The sequence below is a fragment of the Halopolyspora algeriensis genome, assembly GCF_003337235.1.
Classification (GTDB): Bacteria; Actinomycetota; Actinomycetes; order Mycobacteriales; family Pseudonocardiaceae; genus Haloactinomyces; species Haloactinomyces algeriensis.
Map to the genome: position 1 here is coordinate 92195 of NZ_QPJC01000014.1, position 16634 is coordinate 108828.

Annotated in this window: 18 protein-coding genes; 3 read left to right on the forward strand and 15 right to left on the reverse strand. The window is 66.4% G+C overall.

Features of this window, described 5'->3' with window-relative positions:
• Positions 1–38: 38 nt before the first annotated feature.
• Positions 39–1151 carry a dual-specificity RNA methyltransferase RlmN gene (gene rlmN, locus DFQ14_RS18615; RefSeq protein ID WP_114454595.1) on the reverse strand — a complete coding sequence of 371 codons (1113 nt, stop codon included), beginning with the start codon at positions 1149–1151 and terminating at the stop codon, positions 39–41.
• 284 nt (positions 1152–1435) lie between these two features.
• Here rlmN and DFQ14_RS18620 point away from each other — a divergent pair, with 284 nt between their 5' ends.
• Together DFQ14_RS18620 and DFQ14_RS18625 are read left to right on the forward strand one after the other, a co-directional pair.
• Entirely contained in the window at positions 1436–2329 is an 894-nt protein-coding gene (locus DFQ14_RS18620) for a ZIP family metal transporter (protein ID WP_114454596.1), read from the forward strand.
• A gap of 61 nt (positions 2330–2390) precedes the next feature.
• Positions 2391–3077, forward strand: a complete 687-nt coding sequence (locus DFQ14_RS18625) for a metal-dependent transcriptional regulator (protein ID WP_114454597.1) — start codon at positions 2391–2393, stop codon at positions 3075–3077.
• 251 nt (positions 3078–3328) lie between these two features.
• On the opposite strand, the gene DFQ14_RS18630 is transcribed toward DFQ14_RS18625, so the two are convergent.
• The 7 genes from DFQ14_RS18630 to rpsB form a co-directional block, all read right to left on the reverse strand.
• On the reverse strand, positions 3329–3778 hold the full coding sequence (locus DFQ14_RS18630) for a hypothetical protein (RefSeq protein WP_246195498.1): 450 nt from the start codon (positions 3776–3778) through the stop codon (positions 3329–3331).
• A gap of 220 nt (positions 3779–3998) precedes the next feature.
• Positions 3999–4763 carry a class I SAM-dependent methyltransferase gene (locus tag DFQ14_RS18635; protein ID WP_179951617.1) on the reverse strand — a complete coding sequence of 255 codons (765 nt, stop codon included), beginning with the start codon at positions 4761–4763 and terminating at the stop codon, positions 3999–4001.
• Positions 4764–4780: 17 nt separating this feature from the next.
• Positions 4781–5626 carry a phosphatidate cytidylyltransferase gene (locus DFQ14_RS18640; RefSeq protein ID WP_114454599.1) on the reverse strand — a complete coding sequence of 282 codons (846 nt, stop codon included), beginning with the start codon at positions 5624–5626 and terminating at the stop codon, positions 4781–4783.
• Positions 5627–5666: 40 nt separating this feature from the next.
• Entirely contained in the window at positions 5667–6224 is a 558-nt protein-coding gene (frr, locus tag DFQ14_RS18645) for a ribosome recycling factor (RefSeq protein WP_114454600.1), read from the reverse strand.
• A gap of 108 nt (positions 6225–6332) precedes the next feature.
• Complete coding sequence (pyrH, locus tag DFQ14_RS18650; RefSeq protein ID WP_114454646.1) at positions 6333–7076, reverse strand: UMP kinase; 744 nt, start codon at positions 7074–7076, stop codon at positions 6333–6335.
• Positions 7077–7299: 223 nt separating this feature from the next.
• Positions 7300–8115: a translation elongation factor Ts gene (gene tsf, locus DFQ14_RS18655; RefSeq protein WP_114454601.1), complete on the reverse strand. Its 816-nt coding sequence runs from the start codon at positions 8113–8115 to the stop codon at positions 7300–7302.
• Between the two features lie 94 nt (positions 8116–8209).
• On the reverse strand, positions 8210–9055 hold the full coding sequence (gene rpsB, locus DFQ14_RS18660) for a 30S ribosomal protein S2 (protein WP_114454602.1): 846 nt from the start codon (positions 9053–9055) through the stop codon (positions 8210–8212).
• Between the two features lie 585 nt (positions 9056–9640).
• Here rpsB and DFQ14_RS18665 point away from each other — a divergent pair.
• On the forward strand, positions 9641–10114 hold the full coding sequence (locus DFQ14_RS18665) for a M23 family metallopeptidase (protein WP_338072632.1): 474 nt from the start codon (positions 9641–9643) through the stop codon (positions 10112–10114).
• Here the strand turns inward: DFQ14_RS18665 and whiG are convergent, their stop codons facing one another.
• The 7 genes from whiG to DFQ14_RS18700 form a co-directional block, all read right to left on the reverse strand.
• Positions 10115–11059, reverse strand: a complete 945-nt coding sequence (whiG, locus tag DFQ14_RS18670) for an RNA polymerase sigma factor WhiG (RefSeq protein ID WP_420810198.1) — start codon at positions 11057–11059, stop codon at positions 10115–10117.
• 28 nt (positions 11060–11087) lie between these two features.
• Positions 11088–12068 carry a tyrosine recombinase XerC gene (locus DFQ14_RS18675; protein WP_114454605.1) on the reverse strand — a complete coding sequence of 327 codons (981 nt, stop codon included), beginning with the start codon at positions 12066–12068 and terminating at the stop codon, positions 11088–11090.
• Between the two features lie 77 nt (positions 12069–12145).
• Positions 12146–13294 carry a DNA-processing protein DprA gene (gene dprA, locus DFQ14_RS18680; RefSeq protein ID WP_114454606.1) on the reverse strand — a complete coding sequence of 383 codons (1149 nt, stop codon included), beginning with the start codon at positions 13292–13294 and terminating at the stop codon, positions 12146–12148.
• Positions 13291–14808: a YifB family Mg chelatase-like AAA ATPase gene (locus DFQ14_RS18685; protein WP_114454607.1), complete on the reverse strand. Its 1518-nt coding sequence runs from the start codon at positions 14806–14808 to the stop codon at positions 13291–13293. Before DFQ14_RS18685 ends, dprA begins: the two co-directional genes overlap by 4 nt.
• Positions 14809–15210, reverse strand: a complete 402-nt coding sequence (locus tag DFQ14_RS18690) for a YraN family protein (protein ID WP_114454608.1) — start codon at positions 15208–15210, stop codon at positions 14809–14811.
• A gap of 275 nt (positions 15211–15485) precedes the next feature.
• Positions 15486–15809: a DUF2469 domain-containing protein gene (locus tag DFQ14_RS18695; protein ID WP_114454609.1), complete on the reverse strand. Its 324-nt coding sequence runs from the start codon at positions 15807–15809 to the stop codon at positions 15486–15488.
• Positions 15810–15852: 43 nt separating this feature from the next.
• The gene (locus DFQ14_RS18700; RefSeq protein ID WP_246195568.1) at positions 15853–16605 is read right to left on the reverse strand and encodes a ribonuclease HII; all 753 of its coding nucleotides are present in this window, start codon (positions 16603–16605) and stop codon (positions 15853–15855) included.
• Between the last annotated feature and the right edge of the window lie 29 nt (positions 16606–16634).

The window sequence follows — 16634 nt, forward strand, 5'->3', positions numbered from 1 at the left end:
GCAACGGGTCGTCGCGATACGGGCACGGGTGCGGATCGCTATTCCTCGGCGGCGAGCTGCCCGCACGCGGCAGCGATCTCCTGCCCCCGCGTGTCCCGGACGGTACAGGGCACACCGGCGTCCCGGACCCGGCGGACGAACTCGCGCTCCACCGGCTTCGGGCTGGCATCCCACTTGCTGCCGGGGGTGGGGTTCAGGGGGATCACGTTGACGTGGGCGAACTGCTCGAGATGCTTGCGCAGGAGCTTACCGAGCAGGTCAGCACGCCAGGGGTGGTCGTTGATGTCGCGGATCAGCGCGTATTCGACGGAGACCCGGCGTCCGGTGTGCTCGGCGTAACCGCGGGCGGCCTCCAGGACCTCCTCGACCCGCCAGCGATTGTTCACCGGCACCAGGGTGTCGCGGAGTTCGTCATCCGGAGTGTGCAGCGACACGGCCAGCGTGACGTGCAGGTTCTCGGCCGTCATCTTCCGGATCGCCGGTGCGAGCCCGACCGTCGAGATCGTCACGGACCGCTGCGACAGCCCCAGACCGTCCGGTGCGGGATCGCAGATCCGGTGCACGGCGTCGATCACGCGCCGGTAGTTGGCCAGCGGCTCGCCCATCCCCATGAACACGACGTTGGACAGCCTGCCGGAGCCTCCGGGAACCTCACCGTCGCGCATCATCGCCGCCGCCGAGCGGACCTGGTCGACGATCTCCGCAGTGGACAGGTTGCGCTGGAGCCCACCTTGGCCGGTCGCGCAGAACGGGCAGGCCATGCCGCAACCGGCCTGGCTGGAGATGCAGACGGTGGCGCGGTCCGGATACCGCATCAGCACGCTTTCCAGCATCGTGCCGTCGTGGGCTCGCCACAGCGTCTTGCGGGTCGTTCCGCCGTCGGTGTCGAGCTTGCGCACGGGCGTCAGCAGTGTCGGCAACAGCTCCTGCCCGAGCCGTGTCCTGCTCGCTGCGGGAACATCGGTCATCGCCTCCACATCGTCGGTGAGGCGACCGAAGTAGTGGTGCGCGAGCTGGCGGGCACGGAAGGGCTTCTCCCCCAGCTCGCTCACGGCGGAGCGGCGTTGCTCGGCCGACAGGTCGGCGAGGTGACGCGGCGGCATACCGCGCCGGGGCGCGTCGAACGTGAGCGGGAGCGCGGTGGAAGACATAACCGGTTCAGTGTCCCACGACGGCGGCGGACCGGGAACAGCAGGGCAGCAGCTCGAGCGGGTGACTGCCTCGGGAGCGACCGCGCGCCTGTTTGTGCCGATGGTTAGGCATGTCTAAAATAAAGTTTCGTGGCGCCGTAACTTTGAGGCGGGTACCGGGAACGGTGCCGAGCATCCGCGGCGGTGCACAGGCAGGAGCACGACGGAAATGGTGCAACCGTGGACGGAGCACGGCATGCCGGGCACGACGGAACCGGCGGGGAAAGACCGATGAAGGGCGTGCCATGAGTACGACCGAGGAGATCTTCGTCGGCTTGGTGGGAAGCAATCCTGCCGTACAGGGACTCGTCGGCGGCTTGGTGATCGTCTCCCTCAACCTGCTCGGCGTGCTGATGGCACTGGTCTGGCGCAACCCGTCGCAACGGGGACTGAACTCCGCACTCGGATTCGCCGCCGGAATCATGCTCAGCGCGAGCTTCACGAGTCTCCTGCTGCCCGGCATCGAACGGGGAGGAGCTCTGCCCGTACTCACCGGTGCCGTGCTCGGCACACTGGTGCTGTCCCGCGCCGATGCGTGGGCACCCCGGATCCAGAGCGTGATCACCGGACGCCTTCCGCAGACCTCGGTCGCCGCATCCCGGCAACACACGACCACCCCGGCAGGAGCCGCAGCCCCGAACACGTCCGGCAGCACCGCCGGTGCGGCGACTCCGGCAGTGCTGCCGAACCCGCACGTGACCGGCACCGTGTTCTTCATCATCGCCATCGCGCTGCACAACATGCCCGAAGGGCTGGCCGTGGGCGTCGGATTCGGGTCGGGCGACATCGACAACGCCGTCGCCCTCATGCTGGCCATCGGCGTCCAGAACATCCCCGAAGGGCTGGCCGTGGCGGTATCCGCCCGCAGGCTGAAGCCGGGAAATCCCTCCCACGCGGGCATCACCGGTGCTCGTGCCGGGCTCGTCGAGATTCCGCCTGCCGTCTTCGGTGCCTCGGTCGTCGCCGTGGCCCAGCCGCTGCTGCCCTACGCGATGGGATTCGCCGCAGGGGGGATGCTCTACATCATCTGCCACGAGATCATCCCGCAGACCCATGCCCAGGGACAGGATCGTCTCGCCACCCTGGGACTGCTCATCGGCGCGATGATGATGCTCGCTCTCGACGTATCACTGGCCTGACACCGGCCCGCACCTGCCGGGGCACGACCGAAGGTCTGTCGTACAGCCTTATCGTGAAGTTATGACAAGCATGGCCGAGCGTCCTTCCGCCTCGGTGGAGGACTACGTGCGTGCGATCTACGGGCTGAGTGAGCGCGGGGTCGCGGTCACCAACGCGACACTGACCAGCCGTCTGGGCCTGAGCCCCTCCTCCGTGTCCGGCATGCTCACCAAACTGGCTCAGCTCGGCCTGGTCACTCACGTCCGGTACCGCAGTGTGGAACTCACACCGGCGGGGCGCCGCCTGGCCTACGACGTTCTGCGCAGACATCGGCTCCTCGAGCTGTTCCTGGTCGAGGAACTCGACTACACCTGGGACGAGGTGCACGAGGAGGCGGATTCCCTGGAGCACGCGGTCTCCGACAACCTCGTCGAACACATCGCCGCGAAACTCGGACACCCCACCCACGATCCGCACGGTGATCCGATTCCCACATCCGAAGGGGACGTCGAAAATCCCAGCACGAAACTCCTGGACCAACTCGCCCCGGGGACCGTCGGCACGATCGCACGCGTCTGGGACACCGACTCCGAACTCTTGCGCTACCTCACCGAGCACGGTCTGACGCTGGGGAACCGGATCGAGATCGTCGAACGCAAACCCTTCGGTGGCCCTCTCGTCGTCCTGGTCGGTGAACCACAGCACGCCGAAACCCATTTTCTGGGTGCCGAGATCGCCGCAGCGCTGTCCATCGCCGTACAGCAGTGAGGCCGTTACGCCGGCCGGGTCGGGACGTCGTGCCCGGCGCCGCACGCTCTTAGGGTGCTTTCATGATCGACCTGGCGCGGTGGTCGGTGAACCGCCTTCTCAGATGGCGCCTTGCGGCGTTGGAGGCCACATCAGGTAGCCATCTACATCACGTGGCCCCCCTGCCTTGCAATCCATCCATCTGAAAAGCCGGAGCCGGTCGCTTTGCTCAGGCTGATCACTCGTGCAAAAACCATTCTGAAAAGGACCCGTTAATCGCTCCGGTGAGTCACCGTGCTCTCACGCTCGTCCCCGTAGAGGCTCTCGGTCACCAGCCTGCCGTGCAGCTCGTCGATCCGGTGCGCGCCCAATACCGCGATCAGCAGATCGAACCGATTGTCGGTCAACGCGACCGCGACGTAGCAGAAACCGCCCAACCCGCCGAACACGAGTGCCGAGACCCACCACACCGACGCCCCCTGAACCAGGAGAACGACCGACACGGCCAGAGCCAGCCCGGAAGCGAACGCCACTCCCCTGGCAATCGTCACCTGCATGAGCAGCGCACGAAAAGCCGGATACTGCTGGCGCAACTCGCGCACGAGGCGGGCACGCTCACCCGGCGGCATCTGCGCGACCTGGCTCAGGCCCGCGGTAACCGACCTTCCCGCGCGCATGGCCATCAACGCTCCTGCCTCCGAGATCGGGAACCCGTTCGTCACGGCAACCGGGATACGCCCATCCAGCTTCTGGTATGCCCTCACCCGGCACACACTGCGTGACCGCTTCAGTTGATCATGCCGCACATCCCGGGGCAAGACGTCATTCGGGGGTGTGGCTATGCGCGAAATGGCATCGAAGAGTAACGCCGGATGGCGTTGCGAAAACGCCGTGTTCGGACGCTTGCCTTTTCCAACCGGCGGAAACTCGTATCACCGGGATTCACAGGAGCAGCCCGGTCGGTCTGGTGCGGACCCGCAGCCGGTAGCCGACGGGGAGGGTCAGACCCGGGGATTCGGCCACCGCCCGGCGCGCGACCTCGGCGGAGAACTCGATGCCCAATACCGCTTCCAAGCTCGCGCGATCGTGAAACCGCCACAGGGTGTCCACACTCGTGCTGTGAAACCCGTGCCGCTCGAAGAAGGTCTCGACAGTATCGGGGTCGTAATGCGGCATGTCCGCTCGCATCCATCCGCCATACGGCGGACACGTCGCATCGAGGTCGATGATCGCCAGCGTTCCACCGGGACGCAGTACACGCTCGGCCTCGGCCAGTCCGGGTTCACAGCCCGGACCGAAGAAGTAGGCGGTGCGAGCATGCACCAGGTCCACACTGGCGTCGGCCAGCGGCAGCCGCTGAGCCGGAGCGACTCGCACCTCGGCAGCGGCCTTCTCGTACCGGGGCAGACTCTCGATGCGTCTGCGAGCACGTCGAGCCAACGGCGGATGCGGCTCCACGCCGACGACCGTGCGGGCGGTGACCGCGAACAGCGGTAGATGGAAACCGTCACCGCAACCGACATCGACAACATCGAGCCCGGCCCAATCACAGTGCTCGCGGAGCGCACGCCACAGAGCTCCGGTGGAATCCTGTGCCCGATTCTCGATCTCGTAGATTTCCGGCCAGTGCCAGATGTTCGGGCTGGGCCGCACCCGCTCCATGTCACCGGCCTCCCGTACGCGACCGGTCACCGACCGCCGAATCATCGAACCGAGGTCCCTCGTCAGGCAGGCACCAGCCAGGACAGCACCATCCACGCCACCATGGCCGAAGGCAGCAACGAATCCATCCGATCCATCAGACCACCGTGGCCGGGAAGCAGATTGCCCATGTCCTTGATGTCCAGATCGCGCTTGATCAGCGACTCCATCAGGTCCCCGATGGTGGAGCTGCCCACCAGGGCGGCACCGAAGAGCATGCCCTCCCACCAAGCGCCACCGAGCAGCAGGCTGACCGACAGCGCGCCGATGAGTACACCGGTCAGCAGCGAACCCCCGAAGCCCTCCCAGGACTTGTTCGGGCTGACGCGCGGCGCCATCGGATGCCGTCCCAGGAACACCCCGGATGCATAGCCACCGGTGTCGGAGGCCACCACACCCAACATGAAGCACAGCCCCCGGAAACCACCGTCTTCGGGCACCACCAGCAGCGCGGCGAAGCACGCGAACAAGGAGACGTAGGCGCTGGTGAACACCGAGGCGGCCACGTCACGGAGATATCCGTCGGCACTCAGCCGCAATCGCCAGACCAGACAGCCCAGCGTCGTGATCGCGAACGCGATCACGGCTCCCTGCAACCCGAACGGCCAGGAGAGCCAGATCATCGTCTGCCCACCGAGAAACACCGGTGGCAACGCGACACGGATTCCCGCCCCACGCCGGAACGCCCCGGCCAACTCGACGGTCGAGACGGCTGCTGCCACCGCGACGATGCCGATGAACAGTTCCGGCAGCGTCAGCAGGGAGGCGACGATGGCCGCACCGAGACCCAGCCCTACGGCCAGCGCAGCGCGCAGATCACGGCCGGCTCTGGAGGGATGCGGCGGTCCGTCCGACACGTCAGTTGACATTGCGGACCCATTTTCACACTGACCAGCCGTGACCACTCTGCTATACCTCGAGCAGTTCGGCTTCCTTGTGCTTGACCAGTTCGTCGACCTGGGTCACATAGCGGTGAGTGAGGTTCTCCAGCTCCTTCTCACCGCGCGTCCCCTCGTCCTCGCTGTCCTCGCCTGCCTTGACGACACGGTCGATTTCTTCCTTGGCCTTGCGCCGCAGGCTGCGCACGGTGATGCGGGCTTCCTCGCCCTTCTGCCTGGCGAGCTTGGCCATCTCCTTGCGCCGCTCCTCGGTCATCTGCGGAATCTGAACCCGAATCAGGTTGCCGTCATTGGACGGGTTCACGCCCAGGTCCGAATCGCGGATGGCCTTCTCCATCGCGCCCAGCTGGCTCGCGTCGTACGGCTTGATGACCACCAGCCGTGCCTCGGGCACATTGATACTGGCGAGCTGATTCAGCGGTGTCGGCGAACCGTAGTACTCGACGACGATGCCGGAGAACATCGCAGGGTTCGCACGGCCGGTACGGACGGTGGCAAGGTCGTCCTTGGCGACCTGCACCGCCTTCTGCATCTTCTCCTCGGCTTCGAGAAGGGCTTCGTCGATCACGGCTGCTCCTTAGGTGTGCCGGTCAGTGGATTCCGACAAGTGCCGGCGTTGCGGTCGCGGACCATCACGCGTACGGACCGACCCGGTATGGTCAGGATCCCAGTACGCTCACACCGGCCGTGCGGCCGGGGTGCTCACCAAGGTGCCGATCCTCGCGCCACCGGCAGCTCGCGCGATGTTGCCCTCTTCCAGAAGGTTGAACACCAGGATGCGCATGTGATTGTCCATGCACAGACTGAATGCGGTGGCATCGGCGACCTTCAGGCCACGTTCCAGCACCTCGCGGTGGGTGATGCATTCGAAGCGCTCCGCCGACGGGGTCGTCTTCGGATCGGCGGTGTAGACCCCGTCCACCCCCTTGGCCATGAGGACCACCTCGGCCCCGATCTCCAAGGCACGCTGAGCAGCGGCGGTGTCCGTGGAGAAGTAAGGCATCCCGGTCCCGGCGCCGAAGATCACGACCCGGCTCTTTTCCAGATGCCGCATCGCACGGCGCGGAATGTAGGGCTCGGCGACCTGACCCATCGTGATCGCGCTCATCACCCGCGTGTCGATACCGTGCTCGCGTTCCAGGAAGTCCTGCAGCGCCAGGCAGTTCATCACCGTGCCGAGCATGCTCATGTAATCGCCGCGGGCACGCTCCATTCCCCGCTGTTGCAGCTCGGCACCCCGGAAGAAGTTGCCCCCGCCGATGACCACGGCCACCTCGACCCCGTCGGCGACGACATCGGCGATCTGACGGGCCACCGTCCCCACCACGTCCGGGTCCACACCGACACTGCCACCGCCGAACATCTCGCCGCCCAGCTTGAGCAGCACTCGCCGGTATCCGCTGTACTCGTCACCGCTCATGGACGCGCCGTCATCGGTCACTGGTTCCTCCCGAGAAACGCCCCGACTCCACTGCCTCCCACTGGAGTGGGAAGCGGAGACGGGGCGCCGACATCAACTCTCACCGGTGCGATGCCGACTGCGGTTCGCCAGCGCACCCTGACTACGTACACCATTGCCGGCAGGCACTCTCGCGGGCCCGCCCGCGACAAGCGTGCGGGCCCGCGGCAACGTGCGAGAATGCTCAGGCCTGACCGACCTCGAACCGGGCAAAGCGAGTGACAGTGATCCCGGCCTCGTCGAGCAGATCCTTGACGGTCTTCTTGCTGTCCTGCACCGACGGCTGCTCGAGCAGCACGGCATCCTTGTAGAAGCCGTTCAGGCGACCCTCGATGATCTTCGGCATGGCCTGCTCCGGCTTGCCCTCGGAGCGGGCGGTCTCCTCGGCGATGCGGCGCTCGTCGGCCACGATCTCCTCGGGCACGTCCTCACGAGCGAGGTAGCGGGGCTTCAGGGCAGCGATCTGCATCGCGGCACCGCGGGCGGCCTCGGAGTCGGAGCCGGTGTACTCCACCTGCACGCCCACCGCGGGCGGCAGATCGGCGGCACGGCGGTGCAGGTACGTGGCGACCTGACCGTCGAAGACACTCACGCGCCGCAGTTCCAGCTTCTCACCGATCTTGGCGGCGAGGTCCTGGACGGCCTGCCCGACGGTGGTGCCGTCCAGCGCAGCGGATTCGACCGTCTCCACGTCCGAGGAGTTCGTGCCCTTGGCGACCTCGACGATCCGGTCGGCCAGCCGGACGAACTCCTCGTTCTTGGCCACGAAGTCGGTCTCGCTGTTCAGTTCGATCAGCACACCGTTGTCCCCGGCGACCAACCCCTCGGCAGTGGAGCGCTCGGCCCGCTTGCCGACATCCTTGGCGCCCTTGATGCGCAGATTCTCAACAGCCTTGTCGAAGTCGCCCTCGGTCTCTTCGAGCGCCTTCTTGCAATCCATCATTCCGGAGCCGGTGAGGTCGCGGAGGCGCTTCACATCGGCCGCACTGTAGTTCGCCATCGTGCGTTGTCCGTTCTTCTTCGCAATGTGTACGCAGTGGGAAGGGCAAAGGTGTTTCCGGTGCCCGCCCGCGGGCGGGCACCGGAAACATCGTTCACGACTGCGCGGGCTGCTCGTTGCCCTGCGCAGCACCGGAAGCGGCGTCGGAGTCCGAGCCGGCCAGCAGCTCCTTCTCCCACTCGGCCAGCGGCTCCTCGCCGGCTGCACCGGTCTCGGGCTTCTCCTCGCTCGCGGCGTCTCCATTGCCCCGGCTGCTGCGTGCCATCAGGCCCTCGGCGACACCGTCGGCCAGCACGCGCGTGAGCATGGCCGCCGAGCGGATCGCGTCGTCATTGCCCGGGATCGGGTAGTCGACCTCGTCCGGATCACAGTTGGTGTCCAGGATCGCCACAACCGGGATCCCCAGCTTGCGAGCCTCGCCGACGGCGATGTGCTCCTTCTTGGTGTCCACGATCCAGATGGCGCTGGGCACCTTGGACATGTCGCGGATACCGCCCAGGGTCCGCTCCAGCTTCTCCTTCTCGCGGGTCAGCATCAAGATCTCTTTCTTGGTGCGCCCCTCGAAACCACCGGTCTGCTCCATCGTCTCCAGTTCCTTGAGACGCTGCAGCCGCCGGTGCACGGTCTGGAAGTTGGTGAGCATGCCACCGAGCCAACGCTGGTTGACGTAGGGCATGCCGACCCTCTGGGCCTGCTCGGCGATCGCTTCCTGCGCCTGCTTCTTGGTGCCGACGAACAGGACCGTCCCGCCGTGCGCGACCGTCTGCTTGACGAAGTCGTAGGCCCCGTCGATGTAGGACAGGGTCTTCTGCAGGTCGATGATGTAGATGCCATTGCGCTCGGTGAAGATGTAGCGCTTCATCTTCGGGTTCCAGCGCCGGGTCTGGTGCCCGAAGTGCACGCCACTGTCGAGCAGCTGCTTCATGGTGACGACGGCCATAGCCTGATTCGCACCTCGCGTGTCGGGCGCGCCGCCGGGCGACGCGCGATATCGGTTGCCGCGGAGAGCCGGGTGACCCACCGCCCTGGTGCCGCGCCGGAGCCCCCACCCGGTGCTCGTGACGAGTCCGGGACCGCGAGGGCGCCGCATCCCCGCGTCCGTCGCCCCGAAGTGGTGGCCGGTCCTGCCGAGCAGCGCCGCTGACGGCGGACCAAGGCTCTGCACAGCGGCCCCACGGACCGGAAAAGCCCGGGACCGGCTGTTCGGCGACCACCCACGTTGCTCGGGAAGAACGCAGGGCACGCGCGTACACGCGTAGTCGGCCCGTACTGACACGAACCGCGTGACCAGTGTACTCGATGGGAGCGGGAGTGCTCATCACGGTGGCAGGTTGTCCACAATCGGGAATGTTGTTCACGAGTCCCTCGAGACGGCCTGTGACACAGTCCCGGCGGCAACCAGCGTGGACCCATGCGTCCCACCTTCCCCGCCCTGATGCTTGCCACAGCCCTGACCGGCACCGCTGTAGCCACCCCCGCGGCGCGACCACTGTCGGAGCCCTCGCCGAGGCCACCGGAACAGACCGTGACCACGATCAGGAGCGCACCGAGCGGTTTCGGGTGGCCGCTGCCCGGCTCGCGCGATCCCCACGGCGTCGTACGAACTTTCGACGCACCGGAAACCGCATACGGCCCCGGCCATCGCGGAGTGGACCTCGCAGGTATCGCCGGTCGGCCGGTCCGGGCGGCCGCAGCGGGGACGGTCGTGCATGCCGGACGGCTCGTCGACCGCAACGTGATCTCCATCGAACATCCCGGCGGCCTGCGCACCACCTATGAGCCGGTCACTCCCGAGGTCGCGGCCGGGCAACGGGTGGTCCGGGGTCAACGGATCGGCACGCTCGACACGGGACATCCGGAGTGCGCCGCGCCGCCCTCCGCGGCATGCCTGCATTGGGGCGCACGCCTGCACCTCGACTACCTGGACCCACTGCGGCTGCTCGGTCACCGCGCTGTACGTCTGCTGCCGTGGCGCGACGTCCCCTCGAAGCCCCGATAGTCACTGGCTGTGCTCGGTGAGCTTGCTCCGCAAGCGCAGCACCGCACGCGTGTGCAATTGGCACACGCGTGACTCGGTCACCCCGAGTACTTTTCCGATCTCGGCCAACGTGAGGTTCTCGAAGTAGTAGAGCGTGACCACGATGCGATCCCGATCGCTGAGTCGTTCGACGGCTTCCACCAGCTGCCGTCGGCTGTCGCGATCCACCAGGGTCGTGATCGGGTCCTCGGCCCGCTCGTCCGGCAGCGTCTCGGCCAGCGATGCCGTTCCCCGGCCAACACCGATGAGGTCGTCGAGGGCGACAACACTCGTCATCTGCAACTGCGCGAACAATTCGTGCAACTCACCAACGGACAGCTCCAACTCCTCCGCCAGCTCGGCGTCGGTCGCGGTGCGCTGGAACTTGGCCTCCAGCCGCTCCAATGCCCGTTCCACATCCCGAGCCCGGCTGCGCACCGAACGCGGCACCCAGTCCTGAGCTCGCAAGTCGTCGAGGATGGCCCCGCGAATTCGCTGCATGGCATAGGTTTCGAACTTCAGTCCCCGCTCGGGTTCGAACTTCTCGATCGCATCGACCAGCCCGAACACACCCGACTGGATCAGATCGGAAACCTCGACGTGGGAAGGCAACCCCGTCCCGATCCGCCCGGCCACATACTTCACCAAGGGCGCATAGTGCAGCACCAACCGGTCCCGCAATTCCTGGTCACGCCGTTGCCCGAAAGCTTGCCACAGCGCGACGATGCCCGCTTCCACCTCAGCGGCACTGCGCTGATCGGTTCCACGATCGTCCGGTGGAAAATCCGCCCCGAGCGCCCGCACCGATGAGGTCACCGCCTCGGGCCGCTCGGTTCGTCCATTGACGTGGTGGCCATTGGTTCCACCGGCTTCCTGCTCCGAGTCTCTTGTCTCGCCGTGGCATCGCGTACCGGAACTTGTGGTCATCGAGCTGGTACCGCCCCCAGCATCGTCATCAGGAGCGGGGGTGGGTTCGGTCATGAATCGCCTTCAGCCGTTCGACGGTCACGTGCGTGTATAGCTGTGTCGATGAGAGCGTAGCGTGACCGAGCAACTCCTGAACGCTACGGAGGTCCGCTCCGCCCTCGAGCAGATGGGTGGCGGCGGAATGGCGCAGGCCATGGGGGCCCATGTCCGCAGCCCCGGCAACAGCTCCCACCGCGTCATGGACGGCACGCCGGACGGTGCGCGGATCGAGACGCCCGCCACGTGCCCCCAGAAACAGCGCCGTGGTGGATGTCGCCGTGGCCAGCGCGGGCCGTCCTTGCGAAAGCCATCGCTCGAGAGCCCGATCGGCCGGGACTCCGAAGGGGACGACGCGCTCGCGATCTCCCTTCCCTCGAACATGGACAACGCGACGGTCGTGATCGAGGTGATCGAGATCGAGCCGGCACAACTCGGAGACGCGCATGCCCGTGGCATAGAGCAGTTCGAGCACGGCATGATCCCGCAGTGCCACGGGATCGCCCTGCTGCGCTCCCACCTCGGATGCCTCCATTGCGGAGCCGGCCTGCTCCTTCCGCAGGATCGGCGGCAGGGTGCGCTGCTTGCGCGGTGCGGACAGTCGCGGCCCCGGGTCCTCGACCAACAGCCCGGCCCGCATCGCCCATGCCGTAAAGGTCCGTATCGAGGCAGTTCGCCGCGCCAGCGTGGTTCTGCCTGCCCCACCACTGTGCTGCGTCGCCAGCCATTCACGCAGGACTGTGATATCCAACTCCTGCACCGTTGCGCCATCGTCGCCGGTGCTGCGCTGGAGATGGTCCAGCAGCCACACCACATCACCGACATAAGCACGAATGGTGTGCCCGGACAGGTCCCGCTCCCACCGCAGGTGGTGTTCGAACTGAGCAACAGCGACACCAAGTGGCTCGGGGAGGTTCCGGCGAGCCGCACGCATGTCCGGTCGCTGCGACTCGCTCGAACGAGTTGTGGCCATATCTCATGACGCTGACCGCTCCACGTACCGCGGTCAAGTAACGCCACGCGTCGGGATCGTCGCAGTGACGGATCGCTTCAGGCACGCCTGACCCATCCGTTCTCGCCGAGCACCGCGAGTCCGGCCATCTCCAATGCGGGAAGAAGAGACCGCACCTTCCGGAGTGGAAGCCCCGAATCGCGGGCGAGTTGTTCCGCACTGGCTCCGTCCGAACCGGCCAGCGCATCATGAAGCTGCTTTGCGTCACGATCGAGCCCGTCGCCCCGACGTGGCTGCCCGGCACCGTCGTCCACCGGACTCGTCCCCATGGGACCGATCACCTCGATCACTTCTTCGGGCCCGGTCACCAGCACCGCCTTGCCAGAACGAATCATCATGTGGCACCCCACCGAACTCGCCGAAGTCACCGGCCCGGGCACCGCCATAACCGGCCGCCCCAGAGCGTCGGCCGTATTCGCCGTGTTGCCCGCACCACTGCGGGCACCGGCCTCCACCACGACAGCACCCTGCCCCGAGGCCGCGATCAGGCGATTACGCACCAGAAAGCGATGACGACGTGGTGACGTACCGGGCACGTATTCACTGACCACGAGGCCCCGTTCGGCAATCGTGCGCAACAGGCGACTGTGGCCTGCCGGATAATCCATGTCCACACCGCACGCCAGGTAGGCCACGGTCGAATCGCCGGCAGCCAGCGCGCCCCGGTGTGCCGCACCATCGATTCCGTACGCAGCGCCCGACACCACGGTGAATCCCGCGCCGCAGAGACCGTAGCCGAATTCCGCCGCAAGCGTTTCCCCGTAGCCGGAGGCCGCCCGTGCTCCCACGGTCGCCACGGATTTTTCCGTCACCGCCCTCAGTGAGGCGGGACCCCGGACCCACAGGGCGATCGGTTCGGCCATCCCGGCGATACCGATCTCGGTGGCATCGGAAAGGCAGGAAAATCGTTCGTGCGGCCATTCTCGCTGTTCGGGGACGAGCAGACGTATGCCGTTCTCCCGTGCCCGGCCCAGTATCCTTTCCCCACAGACATGCTCACGGCGCGCTTCCACTTCCTCGGTGACCGCATCGGGAACGTCTCCCGCCCGGACCAGTTCGGCAGCTCGTTGCACCCCGTGCCGACCGATGAAGCGCACCAGTGCAGGAGCAGGGGGTTCGGCCACGGCCGACAGGTAGGCACGCGCCACCAGAAGCTCCTCCCGGAGGGAACCGTCGTCGATACTCATGACGACCTCCGATCCCGGAATTCCAGCGCCGCAGCAACATGATCGGCTTCGGGACGCAGGCTTCCGTCGAGATCGCTCAACGTCCACGCGACTCGCAGACATCGATCCGCGCCGCGGGCAGTCACGGCTCCGGTCTCCAATCCTCGGTCCAGCAACGCCGTCACCTTCTTCGGCAACGCGAACTCCCGTCGCAGCACCGGACCGGGCACCTCGGCGTTGGACTGCCACCCATGTTCCGACCAGCGCTCGGCCGCCGCCGCTCGAGCCTCGGCGACACGCTTGCGTACCACCTCGGACGTTTCCGGTTCACCGCCCGTATGCAGGCTCATGGCCGTGACCGGACGCATCCGCACGCGCAGATCCACTCGGTCGAGCAAGGGCCCGGACAGCTTGCCGAGGTAACGGCGGCGTGTCTGCGGCGAACACTGGCAATCGACATCCCTTGCCGGTGCACACGGGCACGGATTCGTGGCAAGTACCAACTGGAACTGCGAGGGGTACCGCAAGGTGCCATCGCGGCGGGACAGTCGGATCTCACCATCCTCCAGGGCCGTACGCAGCGCTTCCAGGCGTTTGGCCCCGAACTCGCACGCTTCGTCCAGCAGGAGGATGCCCCGGTGGGCCTGGCTGACCGCGCCCGGCTTCGCCAGGCCGGCCCCACCACCCACCAAGCCGGAGATCGAGATGGAGTGGTGCGGGGCGACGAACGGGGGTGCCGTGATCAACGGGGATCCCGCGGGAAGCTGCCCTGCCACCGAGTGAATCGTCGTGATCTCCAGCGCCGCCTGGGTACTCGGCTCCGGCAGCAACCCGCACAGCCGCCGGGCGAGCATTGTTTTACCGGTGCCGGGCGGGCCGACCATCAGCAGGTGGTGTCCCCCTGCCGCCCCCACCTCCAATGCCCATCGGGCCTCCGGCTGTCCGAGCACGTCGGCAAGGTCCGGACCCGATTCCGACTCGGAAACGGATTCGGACACCGGCTCCTGTTCGAGCTCGCTCTGCCCGCGCGCCCAGGCGATCACCTCACGGAGATGGTCGGCTCCCAGCACCTCGATTCCGTCGACCAACTGCGCTTCGGCCAGGCCCTCCATGGGGACGACGGCACGGGACATGCCTTCTCTGCGGGCGGCGAGCAACCCCGGCAGGAGGCCGCGCACCGACCGGATGCGTCCGTCGAGGGCGAGCTCACCGAAGAAAACGGTTCCGTGCAACCGGTTCGACGGAATCTGCTCGGCACCCGCCAGTACAGCCGTGGCCAGTGCCACGTCGTAGGAAGTGCCGACCTTGGGCAATGCCGCGGGAGACAGTGCCAGGGTCACGCATCTCTGGGGCCATTCCTCCTGGCAGTTCCGAATCGCCGAACGCACCCGGTTCTTCGACTCCTGCAATGCTGCGTCGGGTAACCCCAGCAGCTGAACACTGGGGATTCCACCCTGGCGCACATCGGCTTCGATTTCGACCAGCGCGCCATCCACCCCGAACAAGGCAACGGCCCACGTATGCCTCAGTGCCATCTAGCACACCTCCTCGTGATGCTCGATGTGCACCGGACCGCCGGGTGGCCACAGCACCGAGATCACATCGAACCGAACCTGGCACGATCGAACCTCGTGCTTGCGCAACCATGCGCGGGCCAACGCCCTGAGCCGCTCCACTTTCTCGGGAGTCACCGCTTCGATCGGGGAGCCGTAATCCACTCCGGAGCGGGTCTTGACCTCGCATATCACGACTTTGCGCGCGTCGGTCGCGACAATGTCGAGCTCTCCTTCAGGACAGTGCCAATTACGTGAGAGCACAACAAAACCGTGCTGTTCCAGATACTCGGCAGCGAGCCGTTCACCGGCTTTGCCGAGAGCATGCCTCCGCCCCTTGGTGTCGTCATCGGACAGCGCGCCGAGAACGGGCTTGTCATTCATGGCTCTCCCACTGCGGACTGCTCGGACAAATCCAATCTGCCCGCAATCGGCAGCACCGACCAGACCGTATGTTCGAACCTGTGGACAACTCCTACCGCTGTGAATAACTCGGCTATCCGAGCAAGCACGCTCTCCCGTGACTCAGTACGCCATGGAACTCAGTACGCCGTCATGAAAGCGATCGAAAGAGGCCTGCGCCCGTGAACGAGTGGCCGACCGCCGTTCGTTCGGCGAGGCCCGCAGGGCGCCTGCACCATCCCGTGCTCGCCGGGCGGTCACCCGCCGAACGGGCCGTTTTCGGGAAGGCGCAGCTCCGGCTTGTCCAGCTCCTCGACGTTGACATCCTTGAACGTGACGACACGCACGTTCTTGACGAACCGAGCCGGCCGGTACATGTCCCAGACCCACGCATCCGACATGGCCACCTCGAAGTACACCTCGGCATCGGAGTTACGCACCTGCACGTCCACCCCGTTGGCGAGGTAGAAACGCCGCTCGGTTTCCACCACATAGGTGAACTGGCCGACGATGTCGCGATACTCCTTGTAGAGCTGCAACTCCATCTCGGTCTCGTACTTTTCGAGATCCTCGGCGCTCATCGGTGTGCGAGCCTTTCTCCGTCGGTGCTCAACCTACGGCTCCTCATCGTCCGTCCCCCCTCGTCGTCCGACCCTGTACCGGTTTCACCCCATTGTCCACCACGCCGGTTCCGGAAGCATCGAACAATCCCGGCTTGCTGCTCACGCTGCGTGGAGGCCGCATCCCGTGCAGGTTGGCCGCGGCCACGACGTTGGAGTAGCACCACCGGTGGTGCACGCTCGGACCGTGGTACCGCAGCCTCCGCTTGTGCTCCGCAGTGGTATATCCCTTGTGCTCGTCGAAGCGATACATCGGTAACGTCGTGTGCAGATCGCTCATGAGCCGGTCTCGCGTTACCTTCGCGACCACCGATGCCGCTGCGACGCACGCAGCGACCCGATCCCCCTTCGGTACGGCCACACTCGGCGCGGGCAAGCCCGGAACCCGGAAACCGTCGGTGAGTACATAGCCGGGATGCGTGCTCAATGCCGCAACGGCTCGCCGCATCCCTTCGAGATTCGCCACGTGAATCCCCAGCGCGTCGATCTCCTCGGCAGCGATCACGATGGCCGACCAGCTCACCGACCGTGCCACGATCAGCTCGAACAACCGTTCGCGCTCGGTCACGGGGAGCAGCTTCGAGTCCGTGAGCCCGCCGAACCGGCGGCCGTCCCCAGGCTTGAGGACGCAGGCAGCGACCACGAGAGGCCCCGCACAAGCGCCGCGCCCGGCCTCGTCCACTCCGGCGACAGGCCCCAATCCGCGACGGTCCAGCGCAGCCTGCAGCGCCCAATTACCCGAACTGCGCCGGACCACGGACCTCGCCGGTCGTAGTTCGGTGAGCC

Bases quoted from the DNA above. Each gene is read 5' to 3' on its own strand.
- rlmN (WP_114454595.1), bottom strand. From the start codon at position 1,151: ATGTCTTCCACCGCGCTCCCGCTCACGTTCGACGCGCCCCGGCGCGGT.
- DFQ14_RS18620 (WP_114454596.1), top strand. From the start codon at position 1,436: ATGAGTACGACCGAGGAGATCTTCGTCGGCTTGGTGGGAAGCAATCCT.
- DFQ14_RS18625 (WP_114454597.1), top strand. From the start codon at position 2,391: ATGACAAGCATGGCCGAGCGTCCTTCCGCCTCGGTGGAGGACTACGTG.
- DFQ14_RS18635 (WP_179951617.1), bottom strand. From the start codon at position 4,763: ATGATTCGGCGGTCGGTGACCGGTCGCGTACGGGAGGCCGGTGACATG.
- DFQ14_RS18640 (WP_114454599.1), bottom strand. From the start codon at position 5,626: ATGTCAACTGACGTGTCGGACGGACCGCCGCATCCCTCCAGAGCCGGC.
- pyrH (WP_114454646.1), bottom strand. From the start codon at position 7,076: ATGAGCGGTGACGAGTACAGCGGATACCGGCGAGTGCTGCTCAAGCTG.
- tsf (WP_114454601.1), bottom strand. From the start codon at position 8,115: ATGGCGAACTACAGTGCGGCCGATGTGAAGCGCCTCCGCGACCTCACC.
- rpsB (WP_114454602.1), bottom strand. From the start codon at position 9,055: ATGGCCGTCGTCACCATGAAGCAGCTGCTCGACAGTGGCGTGCACTTC.
- whiG (WP_420810198.1), bottom strand. From the start codon at position 11,059: ATGACCACAAGTTCCGGTACGCGATGCCACGGCGAGACAAGAGACTCG.
- DFQ14_RS18675 (WP_114454605.1), bottom strand. From the start codon at position 12,068: ATGGCCACAACTCGTTCGAGCGAGTCGCAGCGACCGGACATGCGTGCG.
- dprA (WP_114454606.1), bottom strand. From the start codon at position 13,294: ATGAGTATCGACGACGGTTCCCTCCGGGAGGAGCTTCTGGTGGCGCGT.
- DFQ14_RS18685 (WP_114454607.1), bottom strand. From the start codon at position 14,808: ATGGCACTGAGGCATACGTGGGCCGTTGCCTTGTTCGGGGTGGATGGC.
- DFQ14_RS18690 (WP_114454608.1), bottom strand. From the start codon at position 15,210: ATGAATGACAAGCCCGTTCTCGGCGCGCTGTCCGATGACGACACCAAG.
- DFQ14_RS18695 (WP_114454609.1), bottom strand. From the start codon at position 15,809: ATGAGCGCCGAGGATCTCGAAAAGTACGAGACCGAGATGGAGTTGCAG.